Genomic DNA, 16,536 nt, shown 5'->3' with positions numbered 1-16,536 from the left:
GCTACCGGGGTGCCGCCTGCTATTTTTTAATACCGCGCCTACTCTTCCCCTTGGGAAGACTTAAGTTTCATTAGTTTGTTTGCCAGATCCGCGGGCAAACGGTTGCGGTTATGCGGCCCGATCTCGATTACCTCCACATCCGGCCTGGCTTTGATTCGGTCGGCAAATGGGTGCGGTGCGACCATTACCGTGGCCACGAGGAGTAGCGGGCTATCCATACACGCTAAGACCAGCTCCCGTCGCACCTTCCCCGCTCGATGTTGATATTTTCTTTTTAGCGGTTTGTTGACCTGGTCAAGCTAATTTATTGCCGCTATTTATTTACATTTTCCTCCTTCTTCCTTATCCGGGCTTCCAAAACTCTGAGATCTTGGGGACGGCCTCGTAAGAGCACCCTTACTCCTTGGGGCGTATATATTTCCTCCACAACTTCTACCCTATTTCTTGCCCTGAATAATTCCCCGAGGTGGGTAAAGGGTATCCACAAGGTCCTCTCTTCTACAGGGAAAAGTTTTTCCTCTAAGCGGTTTAAAAGGAGGGGGAGATTAGTACCGTGGAGGGCTGAAATAGCCAAGCCGTCCACGGGGATGATCCCGGTAAACCTGTCTACCTTATTGTAAACTTTAAGGAGAGGGCGGTGAATAAGGCCCAGTTCCCTTAGGATGTTTTCTACTGCGGCTACCTGACGGTCCATATAAGGGCTGGTAAGATCAATAACATGGAGCAGAAGATCCGCAGAGGATAGCTCTTCTAAGGTGGCTTTAAAAGCTTCCTTTAGCTTGGCCGGCATATGTTGAATAAAACCAACGGTATCGATGAGAAGCACCTGGCGACCGGAAGGAAGCCGGATGCGCCTGCTTACGGGGTCGAGGGTGGCAAAAAGCCGGTCCTCTGCTAAGACTTTATTTTCACTTAAAGAAAGGGCATTGAGGAGCGTGGACTTACCTGCATTAGTGTAGCCTACCAGAGCTACTACAGGAATGGCGTTTTTGATCCGTTGCTGCCGCAGGACTTCGCGATTCCGGCGTATATCTTCCAGTTCCTGGCGCAGGTGGTAAATACGCCTGCGCACAGAACGGCGGAGCACCTCCAATTTAGTTTCCCCTGGACCCCGTGTTCCAATGCCCCCTCCCAGGCGGGAAAGAACTTCTCCCAGGCCCAGCATACGAGGGTAAAGATAAGTTAGGCGCGCAAGCTCCACTTGAATCTTTCCCTCTCGGGAACGGGCGCGGTGGCGGAAAATCTCTAGGATGACCTGCGTGCGATCCCATATCTCTACTTGACCTAATCTTTCTTCGAGCCTTAAAATCTGGCGGGGAGAAAGTTCCAGATTGAAAATAACGGCTTCTATGCTTTCCCTTTCCACTTTTTCTTTCAGTTCCTGAACCTTTCCTTCCCCTAAAAGATAATTAGGGTCAGGACGCCGGCGCTGAAGGAGGTAATCTTTAACCTCTATGTCGATGTTCCGGGCAAGTTCCTTAAGCTCTTCTAGGTTGTAGGAGATTTCCTCCTCCTTTTCATCTTGGGCCAGGTAACAAAGAATGCCTCTTTTCACCCTGGACCCTCCTTGTATGATAGTAGTTATAACCCCACTCTTGTCGGGGCGATAAACAGCTAGTTGTAGTTCCATAAAAGCGCTTGTTAGACGAATTTAAGGCATTTCCTTCTTACAATTAAAAATAGCAAAAGGATGTTAGTGTGACTATGGATTGGATGATAAAAAGAACATGCCCTTCCCCAATAACAAAAAGGGGGGCTTTACTACCCCCTTTTGGGTTACAATATTTAAGAAAGCCTGTTAACGGATCTGCTGGGCAGCGAATTCGCATTCTTTTATGCACATCTCTAAGTGATGTACCGATTCATTTAAAGTGGATCTCGCCACTCCAGACGCCTGTCCGGCCAGTGAGCGCAGCTCGCTAGCTACCCTTTGGCAGTCCTGAATAAACGTATGCAGTTCCTGCGCAAGCATTTAGCCCACCTCCCTCATTTCACAAACTCTTTAGCATCCAGACATCCGTGTATGCACATTTCCATATGTCGTGAAGCTTCGGCCAAGGCATATCTGGCCCGGTGGTCCACCAGTCCGTTGGAGATGTTGCGTATCCTTTGGGCGAGGCTGGTGCACTGGTCGATGCACCGTTGGATATCTTGGTCAAGAGCCACTTAAGGTACCCCCTTTTAAACCGGATATATTTTCTCGCCCATAGTTTGCACTTCTAAAACAGCCAGTATACAGGAGAGAGATTAAAGCGAGATTAAAGTAACAGGGGGGTTTCAAGTATCCTTAAAGTCTTAAAAGTCAAGGCTATGGGTGGAGGAGGAAGACAGGGTTCTATCCTTTCCCTTGCGAATAGAAGGCAGTATGCTGTAAGAGCTTATCATCCAGGAGCAGATTATAATGGCTAATGCAAAGGGTAGTAGGTCAACAAAAATTTCCCCCAGGCTAGGCACGTAAGGCCACGAACTTACGAAGGTAGGTTCTCCTGGCCTAAATTCACCTAAAGCCACAGGATAGCTCCAGAGCTCATTTGCCGCCCCCGGTACGGCAAGGCTTAAGGGGAAGTGGTTAAACGCCGGGAAAAGGAGATTAAGGCGGTGGATGAAAACGGCTACCAGCAAAATAAGGCTTCCCACAAGGAGTGTGCGGAGCGAAGTTGTACCCCGGGAAGACAGGAAATATACCATGCTGAAGACGGTCAACACCATCTCTAAAGCGTAGAGGACCCCGTAGCGGCGGAAAAGAAGGGATAAAAGCTCTAGTTCATCCGGGTTAGCCCACCACCAATGGATCACCAGATCCGTGGCTACCAAGAATAAGTGCACCACAAGGGCACAACCGGCAATACGGGCTAAAATAGCAAAGGCGGGACCGTACCGGGAGAACCCTTCCTCCCCCATGCTTGAGAGGGCTATCAAAAGGCATAAAGCTGCCCCGGAGGCCACGGCTACGGAGATGAAGTCGGCAGGCAGGATTGTCGTATACCACCACCCGCGGGAGACCTGGGTGGCGAAGATGAGGGCAGTGATGGTATGAATAAGTATGGCTATGGGCAATCCAACAAAGGCTATACGCCTGCTCCAGGTAATGGATATTTTTTCTACTTCCTCAGGGGAGAGCCTCTGGGTCCAGCGATTAAGAAAACTCCGGCCTTCCCTTTTCCAATCGGGAAGGAGCTGGAAATATACGCTTAAAAAGGTGAGAACAATGTAAGAAGATACTACGAGGACATCCCATATCAGAGGTGAACGGAAGTTAGGGTGCAACAGCAAAAGGTAAATTTTATCTACCCTTCCCAAATCAGGGAGTATGATGATTGCAGCTGCCAGGATACTGGCAAAGGCGGATAAAGAAGCTACACGCGTAAAGGGTTTTAGAGCCGCAATATTAAATAAATACACAGCGGAGGATACTATCAACCCGCCCGCAGCGATGCCAACGAAAAAGGCGAAGGTAGCAATGTATAAACCCCAGCTAAAGGGATTACGCATATGGGTTATAATAAGGCCTGCTTTTAATTGATAGGCCCAGGCTGACAGGCTGACCAAGAAAAGGAAGAAGCCTAAAATTAAAGCAAGATTTTTCCTATGCACGTTTGAATTCACCTCTACTTTACTCGAGAAGTTTTATTCTTAGCTTGTTCAAGTTAGCTAACTTTGGATTGAGGATTAAGGCTAAAGTACTTTCTCACTTGCGAGGGCTTGTAGGGGGTAAATAAAACACTTTAGGCCGTGTACCCAGTTCCTCCTTCAGGCGGAAAGCCTGGCGCTGGCGGAGTATTTCATTTATTTCCGAATGGGGGTCATCTAAATCCCCAAAAAAGCGGGCCCTGGCAGGGCAGGCTTGAACGCAGATGGGTTTTTCGCCGTTGTCTGTGTATTGTACGCAGAAAGTACATTTTTCCACTACTCCCTTAGGCCGGTTGGGTATATAAACTAAGCGCCCGTTTTTATCCCTGTGAGGAAAGGGATAGCCGTATTCGTATCCTTCTACATACCCTGCTTTGCCTTTGGCCTTTTTAGGATCTTCCCAATTAAACTGGCGTACTTGGTAGGGGCAGGCGGCCAGGCAATAACGGCAACCTATACAGCGCTCTAAGTCCACCTCCACCCTGCCTTGGTCATCGGTGTAGGTTGCTCCCACGGGGCAGACCTTCTGGCAGGGAGGGTTTTCGCACATCTGGCAAGCTACAGGTAAAAAATACATCTGAGGTTCCCCCTTTTGGAGGGCGGGTACTTGATGTTCCGGGCTTCCAGGGGTAAACACCCGGTTCCACCAGGTACCCGGGGGCTGCGCATTGTGGGATTTACAAACGACCATACACGTACGGCATCCTATACAACGGTCCAGGTCGATAACCATACCCAGTTTCATTTCTCTTCCGCCACCTTTCGTACATCGCACAGGGTTTCGTTCCAGGCCGTATTGGGTGCCCATATGCCGGGGACAAAGTAAATTTCGTGGGTAGGCTTAATAAAGGGATAAGTGAGAGAGTTGTAGGAGTCGCCTTTAAGATACTGGCTCCACCAGCCCTGTTCAAAGACCACCACTTTTCTGCTTAAGCCGGGGTCTAATACAGCCCATCCTCTTACCCGTCCCCGGTCGTTATAGGCTTCTATTAAGTCTCCATTTTTAATTCCTTTTTGGGCAGCATCCTCGGGATTTAGGAATATCTTAGGTCTATTATCCTGCAGTTCGTTCATCCATATATTGTTAGAGTGGGTGGAATGAACGCGGTACAGAGAATTGCGGGTAAGGAATACGAACTGATATTTTTCCTTAGCTTCGGGGTTTAAAACGTATTCACTTTCCTCAAAGGGAGGTTTATGGACAGGCAGAGCTTCGCCCTGGGATAAAAACCCTTCTTCCTCCCGGTAAAATTCGATACGGCCGCTTTTTACAAATCTGGCGGTAGCTTCTAAAGATGCCGGGAGACTTACGGGAGGAAAGGGCTTACGGAAATTGACCTGCTCATAGAAAGGTATTTGCCGGTTACCTGGAACCTCCGATTTCAAACGGACAGGCCCCTTTTTAAGCCGTTCTAGAGTGATGCCTTCCACAGGAGGGCCGCCCGTCTTAAGCAGCAGCTCAATAACTTTCTCTGCTGCTTCCCTTTCTTCTAACCCCGGGAAAAAGTGCGCTTCAAACTGGGGGTCCAGCCTTTTAGCAATTTCCCGGGCAATCCAAAGTTCGGACCGGGACTCAAATAACGGTTCAATGGCTGGTTGCTGGAGTTGCATATAGGGGTGCAAGGGGGTGGTAACCAGCTCCACCTTTTCGTACCAGGTGGCCACCGGAAGCACCACGTCGCTGTAGCGGCAGCTTGTGGTCATCTGGTAATCTAGAGCCACAATCAGCTCCAGATCTCCATTTTCAGCCTTTTCCCTTAGCCGGTTAGCCATATTATGCTGGTCGAAGGGATTCCCCCAACCGAAGATAAGGGCTTTAAAACCGTTTTGAGGGTAAGGAGCGGTCATGGTTTTAGTAGGACCATGTAGGAAATAAAGCCAGGGTGTCCAGCGGGGAGGCTTGGGGAACCACCACTCCTTCACATGGAAACGTATCCTGTATTGTCCGGCATAAGTGGAGATGCCAGCACCGGGACGGCCCAGGTTCCCCGTAAGAACGGGTAACAAGGCCAAGGCCCTACCTTTTAGATCTCCGTGATACCATTGATAGTTGCTGGCCCCATAAATTACATGCAAGGGCTTGGTGGTAGCCATTTCCCGGGCAAGCCTTTCTACAACTTCCTTGGCTACCCCGGTTTCCTTCTCTACGTATTCCAGCGTGTAAGTCTTCAGGTGTTCTTTTAATAACTGGAAGATCGGTTTAACCTTGACCTTTTGCCCGTCTTTTAATTCTACCTCCCTTTCGCCTTCCAGCATGACGTCACGCGGAAGACCCAAATTTTCTGGATGCACGACCAGAAAATTTCCGTTATAGGCTACAAACGCTTCCCTGTAGGGTGGGAGGTCCTGGGGAGGTTCTAAGCCCTTCACTTCGCCTGCCCGCAGGCGGCGTTTGGTATCTAGCCGCACGAGTAAAGGCAGATCTGTATAGGTTTTGATAAATTCTTCATCGTACAACTTTTCCTCAATAATAATCCGGGCTATACCTAAGGCCAGGGCAGCATCGCTGCCAGGTTTTAACTGTACCCACTCATCTGCTTTGGCTGCAGTAACGCAGTAGTTGGGATCGAAAACGACAAACTTCGCGCCGCGGTTTCGAGCTTGAATGAGGAATTCGGAGTCGACAAGCCTGGTAACAAGGATGTTGGAGCCAAATACCGCTATATACTTTGAGTTCAGCCATTCCAAGGGCTCCAGTTCTTCTGTCTGAACCCCAAAGGTCTGGGGCCAGAACATAGGGAGGTCCCCGTTTTTATCATAGGGATGAAAGAGGGTCCAGCCGGCCAGGGTAGAAAGGGCGATCCAGGCCCCTTTTTGGACGTGCCCCGTTCCGCCTACCTGGAAACTAAAGCCTATGCTTTCCGGACCGTACTTGGCAGCAATCTCTTTAAGGTGAGATGCAACATAGTCCAACGCTTCTTCCCAGGATGCCTCCCTAAATTGGCCACTTCCCCGGGGGCCTGTCCTGATCAAAGGACGCTTTAGGCGGTCGGGTCCGTAAATGAGGTTGGTGTAGCTTAGTCCCCTTAAGCAACCTCGCGGTCCGTATAGAGGTTCGGGATAGTCGTCGGTAGGGAACAGGGCTTTGATCTGGCCGTTAACTACCATGGCTTTAATCCCGCATGCTCCTGTACAGTTGGGCGAACAAACGGAGCGCACAAATTTAACCTGAGGGCTCTTTTCTTCCTGAGCACCAGATGCAGGCATAAAGTAGGCGGGCGAGGCTGCTGCACCAGCGAGAGCCGTGGCTACTGCCGAAGCTTTTAAAAATTGGCGCCGTGTAAGCTTAAAACCTTGTTTTTTCATTGTGACCGGTCACCCCACTCCTTTCTTGGAAGAGGAATATAACAGGGTTTTACATGTGAAGATGTACTCATGCTTTCCGGAGCATACTCTTTAGCAAGTTTCGTGCCAAAAAAATAAAAGCCCCGGAAACAGGCTTCTGGAGCTTGAGATTGTAAGCATTATCAAGGACTTTAGGCTGACGTTTTAGAGATTGTGAAAAATATTCCGGTAGTCCCCTCTCTAAAATCATAGAATGAGTTTCTAAGTTTTTAGAATCGGGGTCTATAATTTTTCTATACGGCAGGCGCCTACTTTTGTTAACGGCTGGCGGGAGATGGGATCTACCAACCACGATGTTAGATGGTTGGCTGCCTGGGGTTCCTGTTTTTCCCGAGGATCTAAATCTCCGAAATGGAAGGGTAGAAACACTTCTCCTCTAGACACTACCGGGGTAATGCGGGACCGCACCTTTACCCAGCCCTGCCGGGAGATCACCTTGACCCACTCTCCTTCTTTGATTCCAAGGGCCGCTGCATCCAGGGGGTTGATCTCTACAAAGGGTTGGGGGATCAAAATATTTAACTCGGGGATGCGCTTGGTCTTGGTACGAGTATGGTAATGCTCGATAACGCGGCCCGTGTTTAACCAGAAGGGGTAGTCTTGGTCTCTAGGGGAGGATGGCGGGCGGTAAGGAACGGCCCAGAGCTTAGCCCGGCCGGGGTTAGCGTTAAACTCGCCGTAAGCCTGAGATACGGCGGGGTCCGTGGGGAAAAAGCCGTCAGTATACAATCGGGCAGTACCGGTCTCAGCTCCCTCCGGACAGGGCCACTGGATACCTCCTTCCGCTTTAAGGCGGTTATAGGTTATACCTGTGAGGTCGTTGGGGCGGTGGCGCGTCAACTCCTTAAGTTCGTTGAATGCTTCTTCCGGTTCTGCCCAGGGAAAAAGCCTTCCTGCTCCCAAATGCCGGGCTACTTGACATATGACGGTTAGATCGTCTTTGGCCTCTCCTGGCGGCTGGACCGCTTTCTGCACAAGGTTAACCCTGCGCTCAGAATTGGTTATGGTCCCTGTCTTTTCTCCCCACTGGGCAGCAGGAAGGAACAGGTCAGCGTAGTATGCAGTTTCCAAGGGATAAAATATGTCTTGTACCACTAAGAATACCCGCTCCAACTGCTTACGTACATACTGTTGGTCTGGTAAAGATACGACAGGGTTGGTGCCTATTACCCAAAGTACGCGCAGGCGTCCATCCTCGATAAGTTCCAGCATGGTACGGATATCGTTAGTATACCGGGGCAATATCTCCTCCTCTACCCCCCAGAAGGATGATACCTCATAGCGGTGTTTAGGGTTCTCGGGGTTCCGCAACCCCGGCAGGCTTCCCACTCCTCCTATCTCCCGCATGCTCAAAGATGAAGCCTGGCCGGTCAAGGAAAGGGGTGCACAACCCGCCCGGCCTATCTTCCCGGTTATGAGATGTAGGGAGTTGATGAGGGTAACCGTATCCACGGCTTGAAGGCTCTGGTTTACTCCTTGACAAAATAGCGTGACGGCTGACGCCGCTTTTCCAAACTCACGGGCTGCCTTGATGATATCTTTAGCCGGGACACCGGTTAATTCCTGGGCTACTTCAGGTGGAAAATCCTGAGCTGCTGCCTTTAGCTCCTCAAACCCAACCGTAGCCCTGGTGATGAAACCCCAGTCCAGCAGGTTTTCTTGGATAAGCACGTAAATAATGGAATAAAGTAGTGGTATATTAGTGCCGCAGCGCAGCTTTAAATGCAAATCAGCCACACTGGCCGGCAAAGTAAGGCGGGGGTCGGCCACTATAAGTTTAACGCCTTTGCGCTGGCGGTTGCGCAGGATGCGCTGCCAGATTTGAGGATGCATTTCTGCCGGGTTGGCCCCCAAGATGAAGATAACCTCCGCAGCGTCCAGATCTTCGTAACATCCCGGTGGAGCATCGATGCCGAAGGAACGAATATATCCCATGGACGTGGAAGCCATACAAAGTCGGGTATTAGCATCTATATTGGGGGTGCCCAGGACGCCTTTGGCCAGTTTATGCAAGGCATAATATTCCTCTAGGGTGAGCTGCCCTCCATGGTAGATACCTACAGCCTCCGGGCCGCCCTGGGCCAAGGCTTCCCGTATTTTATACGCCAGGATTTCATACGCTCTTTGCCATGTTACAGGGACCATTTTGTCCCCCAGCCTTAAGAGCGGGCGGGTAGCCCGTTCGGGGTGCTCTAAAGCCTTCCAGGCGTACATACCCTTAAGACAGAGCTGTCCTTGATTTACGGAAGAGAAGGGGTTGGGTTTTACGGATACCACCCGGTCCTTTTTAACGCCCAGATATAGTCCGCACCCGGTTCCGCAGAAACCGCAAGTTGTGTATACCCATCTGTCTACGGTTCGTTCATCGTGAAGCAACTCTTCTAGAAAAGACCGGAATTCTAAATTATACATAACCACTCAGCTCACTCTATATTGTATTTCTTAAGCTTCTGATATAGGCCGGAAGGGTGTATTCCCAGAAGGCGCGCGGCCTCCTGTTTGTTACCTTTAGCGGCTGCGAGGGCTTTCTTGATAGCTTCTTGTTCAGCCAAGGCAACTACCTTTTTTAGCTCTAACCCTCCGGAAGAACTGGATGGAGGGAAAGTTGGCGGTAGGTGCCTGGGTAATATGAGCTTATCTTCCGGGTCCAGGAAATTAAAGGCATATTCCAGCACGTTTTCCAGTTCACGGATATTGCCCGGCCAGGAATATTGCTCAAAAAGTTCCTTAACTTCAGGGCTTAGACCCTGAACTTCTAGTCCATACTTGATATTAAATTTATGGATAAGGCTACGGCAAATGGGTTCGATATCTACAGGTCGTTCCCGGAGGGGAGGGATATGAATGGTAATAACGGCCAGGCGGTAATAAAGATCTAAACGAAATTTACCTTCATTTACAAGGGAGACCAAATCTTTATTTGTAGCTGCAATGATCCTTACGTCTACATTTAAAGTTTTTCTGCCTCCCACCCGTTCAAAGGAGCGCTCTTGAAGGACCCGTAATAGTTTGGGTTGCATACTTAAGGGCAGGTCGCCTATTTCGTCTAAGAATACAGTACCTCCATCGGCAAGTTCAAATTTGCCTGGCTTACCACCCCGAGCTGCTCCTGTAAAAGCTCCTTCTTCGTACCCGAAAAGTTCTGCTTCCAGGAGATTCTCCGGTATGGCTGCACAATTAATCTTAATAAAAGGTTCTTTCCTTCGCCTGCTAGCCTGATGGATGGCGCGCGCCAAAAGATCTTTTCCGGTACCGCTTTCGCCCAACAGAAGAATGTTGGCATCTCCCTGAGCTACCCGGGCAGCTAATTTCTTAAGCTCCTTTATTTGCGGGCTCACTCCCCGTATGGCTGCCCAGGGGGATATGTTTTCTTGGAAGAATTCCAGTTCATCTTTGTATAGGAGGAGCTTATTTTCCATTATTTTAAATTGATGGTAAAACTCTTTAAAGTTGCCCTCTACAATAGCCTCCTGGGGGAGCACCCGGCTTACTCCGCCTAATATTTCCCCGCCCTTATTCTTTAAGGGTATCTCGGCCAGGCAAAGCTTGTGGCCCTCAAAATCTATTTCGGGATTCAAGTAGGGGCGGCCCGTAGAAACGACTTGAGATAACTTTGAGAAAGGTAAAACGTGCTCTGCTGGCCTTCCTGTAGCCCTCTTCTCTTCCCACCCCACCAGTGAAGCATAATATTTATTGATAAATATTAAAATCCCTTCTTTATCTACCACCGCTAAACCCAAGGGTAGCTCGGCCAGGAGCGCTTCGTAAATTTCAGCAAGCTCGTAGCTGGAATCGCACTGCTCGAAAACAACCAATGCGTTACCTTCTTCATCTAGTAGAGGAAGGTAACTTACCAGTATAGGCCCCCTTATCCCCTGGACCCTGGTACCTATCAAAGGTTTTCCTGTAGTCAGGGCTTCAGAAAGGCGCGAGGCCGGAAAAACCTCGGTCAGCTTTCGCCCGCGTAGGTCTTTGCCGGGCAAGCCGAGGAGGGCTAGAGCTTGCGGGTTAAATTCCATTATTATACCTGCTTTGTTTACCCATATTAGACCGTGGTTAAGGAGGGTTAAAATGTGAGTTGCTAGGTTACGGAGCTCGGGCACTTTTTAAACCTTCACCATCCTTAATCCTCAAGCAATGCAACGATGCTACATACGGGGCTTGTTGGCATATGAACCTAAAGCTTCGGAGACAGCCCGGGCTGCCCGGCATACGGCTTCCACGAGCCTGCCCTGGAGTAGTTCCTCGGTTATACGGTTGCTAGGCCCGGAAACGCTCAGGGCAGCTACCACCCGTTGCTCGTGATTTATTATGGGAGCTGCCACACACCGGACTCCTTCTTCCAGTTCTCCCCTATCTATGGCATACCCCTGCCGGCGAACCTGTTCTAACTCTTTTTTTAACTGCTCTACACTTGTGATGCTTGCTGCGGTATAAGGGCGCAGATTTAGGGTGCTCAATACCCTTTCTAGCTGAAAAGCAGGCAAGCCAGCTAGGAGTACCTTGCCGGCCCCGGTGCAATAGGCCGGCACTCTTGTACCGGGCCTGGCCATCATCTTTATCATGTTTTTAGATTCTACTTGATCTATATAGACTACCTCGGTACCGTCCAGTACGGCTAAATTGGCAGTTTCATTAAACTCTTCTACTAGCTGCCGCAAGAAGGGTCTGGCTACTGCCCTTATGTCCAGGGAATACAGGGCCCGGTGTCCGATTTCGAATATTTTTAGCCCCAGACGGTATCTTCCCTGGTTGGGTTCCTGTTCTACAAAGCCCCGCCGGGCCAGCGTACTTAGTAAGCGGTGGACGGTGCTGACGTGTAAGCCCACTTCTGCGCTTAAACTAGAAAGCGATACCGGACCTTCAGCCTTAGCTAGAGCCTCAAGAATAATAAGCGCACGTTCGACTGCTTGAACACCTTTTATTTTCTTTGTAGTCGAAGAATCTTCCGGCGTCTTCTTTTTTCCTTGTACCATTTTTCAGCCTCATTTCTTACTTTTGTCCCCTGGATAATTAAAAGGAATTAAGGAGGGCTTTTCGGAGAAAGAAGCTCTCTTTTTAGGCCCTCCTTAACTATATAATAAAACCATTCTATAGAGGTTTCTAGAGTTAATTTGATCCTTTCCTACGACTCAAGAATACGTTCTGCTTCTTCGGCATCTAAATCCATTACATAAGGAATACCGCTCACTTTAGCGGCCTCTGGAGTTAAGGCTACTATATCATCCCTAGTTATATACCGGAGAGCAAATTTGCGTGCGCCGCACATGAGTTGCTTGAGCCCCACACCGAGACGTTCGAAAAATGTATAGACTCCGATGGCTCCAGGAGGTATCTCGGCGAAAGCTTCGCCATACCTGGCCTTGAGTTCAGAAGCAGCCACGAAGATTTGTTCTAATGTTGTGCCGTACTTGTTAGCAATTTCTGCTGGGACTTTTCCGTTCTTAATGGCTTCACCCAAAGTCTTACCCACCATAGCGGCAGTCAACGGTGCTCTAGCCATTCCTACTGCTTTGATATAAGGTGCACCCAGGGCTAGTCCTTTAAAGACTTGATCTTCTAAAGCGAAACCTCCTGCGATGGCTACGCTCGGGATGAACTTCCCGCGCTCAGCAAGCTTATTTAAATACTTATAGAGCAAGCACTCTAGATAAACTGTAGGAATACCCCATTCGTTCATCATACGCCAGGGGCTCATTCCTGTACCCCCACCGGCCCCATCCACTGTCAGAAGATCAATCCTTGCGTCGGAAGCGTATTTTACAGCCCGGGCTAGGTCGGCAGGCCGGTAGGCACCTGTCTTAAGAAAAACGTACTTGGCTCCGTGGCGGCGAAGCTGTTCTACCCTCGCTAAGAAGGAATCGTATTCTACCATTCCTATCCGCGAATGGCGCTCAAACTCTTTAAAGGCACCCTTCCGGAAAGCTTCTTGAACCCCTGGATCTTCAGGATCAGGGTGAACTATATATCCGCGGTTTTTAAGTTGCAACGCCCGTTCTAGCGAGTTTAATTTTACTTCTCCACCGATGTCTTTAGCCCCTTGCCCCCATTTAAGCTCAACAGCTTCCACCCCGAGCTTATCGATGACGTACTCCAAAACTCCTAGCTTAGTATCTTCAATATTACTTTGTACTACGATAGTGCCATAACCGTTATACCATTTTTGAAATAGTTTTACTCGACGCTCCATATCCGGGGAACGGACTACCCGGCCGGAGGAAAACTCCGCGTCTGGATCCATGCCGCAGACGTTTTCGCCTATGGTAAGGATAACACCGCTGATGGCGGCACCGATGGCTAACCCTTCCCAGTTTTGCTTAGCTATATTGGTAGAACCTAATCCTGGGATAACCACAGGGAGCCTTAATTTGATCTGCTCGTTGGCTCCTACTGCACTTTCAATGTTAACATTAGGGAATATGGCCTTGTCGCTGTCAGGCTCAATACCGTGGGCTCCAACAGTGGTTCCCATGATGCTGAAATGTGACAGATCGATGGGATAGTCCTTTTCAGAGGCTGCCGTGATAGGTCCAAAGGGCTGGGGATAAATTACTTCACGTCCCCTGTAAGCAGAACGCCCTACTTCACATAAACCCGTACATCCTTCTATGCAGGTAGCGCACATACCGCTTGAAGGACAGACACTGCCGGGTGTACGGTTTCTGGTAAGGGTCGCAGCACTGGCATTGATGCCTTTACTAAAACTCATCTCCAGTCCTCCTCAACTTGATTTTTTTGTTAAACTTGTTGGCAGAGCCGTAGAGGCGTACCGCCACCCCAGCTTTATTTTAGATAGCCCTTTGCTAGTATGTCAATGAAATTCAATTGCGCATTGTGAAAAGTATAGGTTAAAAAAATAAAGCTCAAGTATTTAATTTTTCTTTTTTAGATCACACTCGATAAGTCCCTCGTAGCACTCATCGCAAAGGAATTCTCCACACACCGGACAGACGCGCATGTCGGGCGGATTCACGTCCAGGCAATCATAGCAGTAGGCAGTATCGCAGTGACGGCATATCACACCTTCCACCTTTCGGGCCTTGCACCGGTCGCAGACCGGTATTTTCATTTTCACCCTCTCCTTACCTAATTAGCGCTTGTTCAATTTATTCTTTTTTATTATCTTCTCCCTATTACGGGCCGTTCCCTCCTTACTTTAAGTTGAGATAACTAAAAAGCCCCCCCTCTTTAATCAGGAGAGCTTCCCTTAACTCCCTTCTTCCCTCCGGTATTTACCAGCTTTCACGTTTATCTTTTTACTACATCCTTGGCAACTACCAGTACAAAATGCACACATTAGTACATTACAGCGCGGGCACCGGAGAAGGTAGGGAGAAGAAAAGGGATAACCGCACCTAGGACAGATGAGAGGACTCTGTGCCATAACCTAGCCTCCTAAATCATTATATGAGCAAGTATGCCTCCGATCAGAAAAGCAGAAACTAGGACACTAAACCATATTACAAGGGCCTCCCGTACACCCCGTTCTTTCAAAATTACCAAGGCAGAAGCAATACAGGGAACGAAAATGGTTATGGTGACCAAGGCTACCAGGGTTTGCTTGGGGGTAAGGGGAAGAGAATAAAGACCTGCGGCCCCGAAATCCCGCCGGATGAAACCCATGATGAAGGCTGTAGCCGCTTCCTTCGGAAGTTTAAGCCAGCTAACCGTAAGCGGGGCAAGTAGAGCTTGGATTACTTCGAGTAGCCCCGTCACCTGAAGAAGCCCTAAAAGCAAGGCTCCTGCAGCAAAAAGGGGCGTGGCTTCACGGAGAAATAAGGCGACTTTAGTATAGGTTTTCTTGAGAACGTTTTGGGCTTGCGGCCAGCGTAACGGGGGTAGCTCAAGAAAAAGATCGCTAGGTTCCCCGGGCAACATCCGGTTTACTACAGTACCGGCTGCTACAAATATGATAAGAATTAATCCTACATAAGCTATTACATACCGTACTCCCAAGGGCGCGAGCATACTGGCTATTACACCTAGCTGGGCCGAACAAGGAACGGTCATGGCCAGCAAGAAAGTAGCTATGGTTCTTTCCCGGGGGGTGTTCAACATGCGGGTAGTTATAGTGGCCGCAGTGACACATCCGGTACCTAAAATAATAGGTATAACTCCCTTGCCGTTCATTCCGAGCTTCATAAGTACCCGGTCTACCAGCACAGCTATACGGGGTAGGTAACCTGAGTCCTCTAGGACGGAAAGGCTCAAGTAAAAACCTACTACTAAGGGTAATAAAAGACCTAAGATATAAGTTACGGTCATGGTTAAAAGCCCAAATTCACCTATAAGGAGAGTACTTAAAGGGCCTTGGCCGAGCAAAGGGCTGAGTAGTTTTTCGATAAAGGGTTGGTAGTAACCCTGCATTATCCTTTCTTCCGTGATCTCCACCACCGTCTGGGCTATAAAAACCCCGATAAACTGGTAGAGGATATAAAGCACGCCTAGTAGTATAGGAATCCCAGTTAAGGGGCGAAGCATCCATTTGCTTAACATGCTTCTAAGAGAAGCCTGGCTCATATCCTCCTGTACTACAGCCGCGACTATCTCATCCACCCAGCGGCGGCGTAAAAGATAAATTTCTTCCCGCTTATCCATAGGCCTTAGGCGGTGACAGGCGGCAATCCAGGGATCTCCTTCTAAAATAAGCAAAGCTTCTGCCCGGTTGTGCACCTTAGGCAGGAGCGGTGCCAGCATCTCTTCCAACTCCGGCAGAGGACGTCCCGGCCGCGCGGAAGCAACGGCTTTTTTTAATTCCTCTATCCCTTGTCCTTTTATAGCTACCGTAGGAACTACAGGTACCCCGAGGAGTTGGGCGAGTCTTTCATGATCTACTTTAATTCCTTCACGCGCTGCCTCGTCCACCATGTTGAGGGCCACCACTACAGGTAAACCCATATCTATAAGTTGCTGGGTTAAAAATAAGTCACGGTCCAGGTGGACCGCATCTACCACGTTTATCACTATATCGGCAGAAAGGATGATATCTCTCGCCACCCTTTCTTCGTCGTTAAAGGAGGAAACCCCGTAGATTCCGGGGGTATCGATGATGCAGTCGGTCCCTACCTGGCCGTAATTTATTTCTAAGGTGGTACCGGGGAAGTTAGATACATCTACATAAAGCCCGGTTAAAGTGTTGAAGACGACGGATTTGCCCACATTGGGGTTGCCGGCTAAGACTATTTTGCGCAAGTGGGACGGAAAGGGAAGATTTGTATTGCGCTGATGACAGATCATAATTTTATCTCTCCCTTCCTTTCCCGCACTTTAAGATTTGATACGGGTTCTATCTCTATTTTCCGTGCCAGCCCCCGTCCGATGGCGAGCTCTTGATGGTTTCTTTCTATAATTACAGGACCCTTAGGAATAACTCCGTTACACCTTACAACTACTCCTTCCCATAATCCCAAGCGGATGGCCTGGCTGCGGATTTCTTTTTTCGGCAGTCTAAGTATACGATAGACCTCTCCTTCTTTTACTTCTTCGAGAGTCATAAGTTTGCCTCCCTGCCGGTACAATGCATTGAGAAATATTATCATTACCTGCTTACCATTATAAAGT

Annotated in this window: 14 protein-coding genes; all 14 read right to left on the bottom strand. The window is 49.1% G+C overall.

Going from position 1 to position 16,536, the window contains the following annotated elements; all coding sequences use genetic code 11:
* Nucleotides 1-38: 38 nt before the first annotated feature.
* The gene (locus L5656_RS02055; RefSeq protein WP_297198313.1) at nucleotides 39-245 is read right to left on the bottom strand and encodes a nucleoside-triphosphatase; all 207 of its coding nucleotides are present in this window, start codon (nucleotides 243-245) and stop codon (nucleotides 39-41) included.
* A 68-nt stretch (nucleotides 246-313) separates the two neighbouring features.
* The gene (gene hflX, locus L5656_RS02050) at nucleotides 314-1,555 is read right to left on the bottom strand and encodes a GTPase HflX (protein WP_297198311.1); all 1,242 of its coding nucleotides are present in this window, start codon (nucleotides 1,553-1,555) and stop codon (nucleotides 314-316) included.
* 243 nt (nucleotides 1,556-1,798) lie between these two features.
* On the bottom strand, nucleotides 1,799-1,972 hold the full coding sequence (locus L5656_RS02045) for a hypothetical protein (RefSeq protein ID WP_297198307.1): 174 nt from the start codon (nucleotides 1,970-1,972) through the stop codon (nucleotides 1,799-1,801).
* 14 nt (nucleotides 1,973-1,986) lie between these two features.
* Nucleotides 1,987-2,166: a hypothetical protein gene (locus L5656_RS02040; RefSeq protein ID WP_297198303.1), complete on the bottom strand. Its 180-nt coding sequence runs from the start codon at nucleotides 2,164-2,166 to the stop codon at nucleotides 1,987-1,989.
* A 129-nt stretch (nucleotides 2,167-2,295) separates the two neighbouring features.
* On the bottom strand, nucleotides 2,296-3,594 hold the full coding sequence (nrfD, locus tag L5656_RS02035; RefSeq protein ID WP_297198300.1) for an NrfD/PsrC family molybdoenzyme membrane anchor subunit: 1,299 nt from the start codon (nucleotides 3,592-3,594) through the stop codon (nucleotides 2,296-2,298).
* 94 nt (nucleotides 3,595-3,688) lie between these two features.
* Nucleotides 3,689-4,375, bottom strand: coding sequence for a 4Fe-4S dicluster domain-containing protein (locus L5656_RS02030; RefSeq protein WP_297198297.1), 687 nt, complete (start codon nucleotides 4,373-4,375; stop codon nucleotides 3,689-3,691).
* Nucleotides 4,372-6,936, bottom strand: coding sequence for a molybdopterin-dependent oxidoreductase (locus L5656_RS02025; RefSeq protein WP_297198292.1), 2,565 nt, complete (start codon nucleotides 6,934-6,936; stop codon nucleotides 4,372-4,374). The genes L5656_RS02030 and L5656_RS02025 overlap by 4 nt, the downstream gene beginning before the upstream one ends.
* Before the next feature lie 261 nt (nucleotides 6,937-7,197).
* Nucleotides 7,198-9,387 (bottom strand): molybdopterin oxidoreductase family protein, encoded by a 2,190-nt coding sequence (locus L5656_RS02020; protein ID WP_297198290.1) that lies wholly within the window; start codon nucleotides 9,385-9,387, stop codon nucleotides 7,198-7,200.
* Nucleotides 9,388-9,398: 11 nt separating this feature from the next.
* The gene (locus tag L5656_RS02015) at nucleotides 9,399-11,078 is read right to left on the bottom strand and encodes a sigma 54-interacting transcriptional regulator (protein WP_297198287.1); all 1,680 of its coding nucleotides are present in this window, start codon (nucleotides 11,076-11,078) and stop codon (nucleotides 9,399-9,401) included.
* Between the two features lie 45 nt (nucleotides 11,079-11,123).
* Nucleotides 11,124-11,951 (bottom strand): IclR family transcriptional regulator, encoded by an 828-nt coding sequence (locus L5656_RS02010; RefSeq protein ID WP_297198284.1) that lies wholly within the window; start codon nucleotides 11,949-11,951, stop codon nucleotides 11,124-11,126.
* A 149-nt stretch (nucleotides 11,952-12,100) separates the two neighbouring features.
* On the bottom strand, nucleotides 12,101-13,684 hold the full coding sequence (locus L5656_RS02005; RefSeq protein ID WP_297198282.1) for an FMN-binding glutamate synthase family protein: 1,584 nt from the start codon (nucleotides 13,682-13,684) through the stop codon (nucleotides 12,101-12,103).
* 162 nt (nucleotides 13,685-13,846) lie between these two features.
* The gene (locus tag L5656_RS02000; protein WP_297198280.1) at nucleotides 13,847-14,044 is read right to left on the bottom strand and encodes a hypothetical protein; all 198 of its coding nucleotides are present in this window, start codon (nucleotides 14,042-14,044) and stop codon (nucleotides 13,847-13,849) included.
* A gap of 326 nt (nucleotides 14,045-14,370) precedes the next feature.
* Nucleotides 14,371-16,212, bottom strand: a complete 1,842-nt coding sequence (gene feoB, locus L5656_RS01995) for a ferrous iron transport protein B (RefSeq protein ID WP_297198278.1) — start codon at nucleotides 16,210-16,212, stop codon at nucleotides 14,371-14,373.
* Nucleotides 16,209-16,469: a FeoA family protein gene (locus L5656_RS01990; protein ID WP_297198276.1), complete on the bottom strand. Its 261-nt coding sequence runs from the start codon at nucleotides 16,467-16,469 to the stop codon at nucleotides 16,209-16,211. The genes feoB and L5656_RS01990 overlap by 4 nt, the downstream gene beginning before the upstream one ends.
* Nucleotides 16,470-16,536: the final 67 nt, after the last annotated feature.

It is taken from the genome of Thermanaeromonas sp., from assembly GCF_021890735.1.
In the GTDB taxonomy this organism is placed as follows: domain Bacteria; phylum Bacillota; class DSM-521; order Neomoorellales; family Neomoorellaceae; genus Thermanaeromonas.
Note: the sequence above shows the minus strand (reverse complement) of the source record. Positions and strands in the feature narration are given on the sequence as shown.

Coding starts and splice junctions, on each gene's coding strand:
- L5656_RS02045 (WP_297198307.1), bottom strand. CDS start 1,972: ATGCTTGCGCAGGAACTGCATACGTTTATTCAGGACTGCCAAAGGGTA.
- L5656_RS02030 (WP_297198297.1), bottom strand. CDS start 4,375: ATGAAACTGGGTATGGTTATCGACCTGGACCGTTGTATAGGATGCCGT.
- L5656_RS02025 (WP_297198292.1), bottom strand. CDS start 6,936: ATGAAAAAACAAGGTTTTAAGCTTACACGGCGCCAATTTTTAAAAGCT.
- L5656_RS02020 (WP_297198290.1), bottom strand. CDS start 9,387: ATGTATAATTTAGAATTCCGGTCTTTTCTAGAAGAGTTGCTTCACGAT.
- L5656_RS02010 (WP_297198284.1), bottom strand. CDS start 11,951: ATGGTACAAGGAAAAAAGAAGACGCCGGAAGATTCTTCGACTACAAAG.
- L5656_RS02005 (WP_297198282.1), bottom strand. CDS start 13,684: ATGAGTTTTAGTAAAGGCATCAATGCCAGTGCTGCGACCCTTACCAGA.
- L5656_RS02000 (WP_297198280.1), bottom strand. CDS start 14,044: ATGAAAATACCGGTCTGCGACCGGTGCAAGGCCCGAAAGGTGGAAGGT.
- feoB (WP_297198278.1), bottom strand. CDS start 16,212: ATGATCTGTCATCAGCGCAATACAAATCTTCCCTTTCCGTCCCACTTG.
- L5656_RS01990 (WP_297198276.1), bottom strand. CDS start 16,469: ATGACTCTCGAAGAAGTAAAAGAAGGAGAGGTCTATCGTATACTTAGA.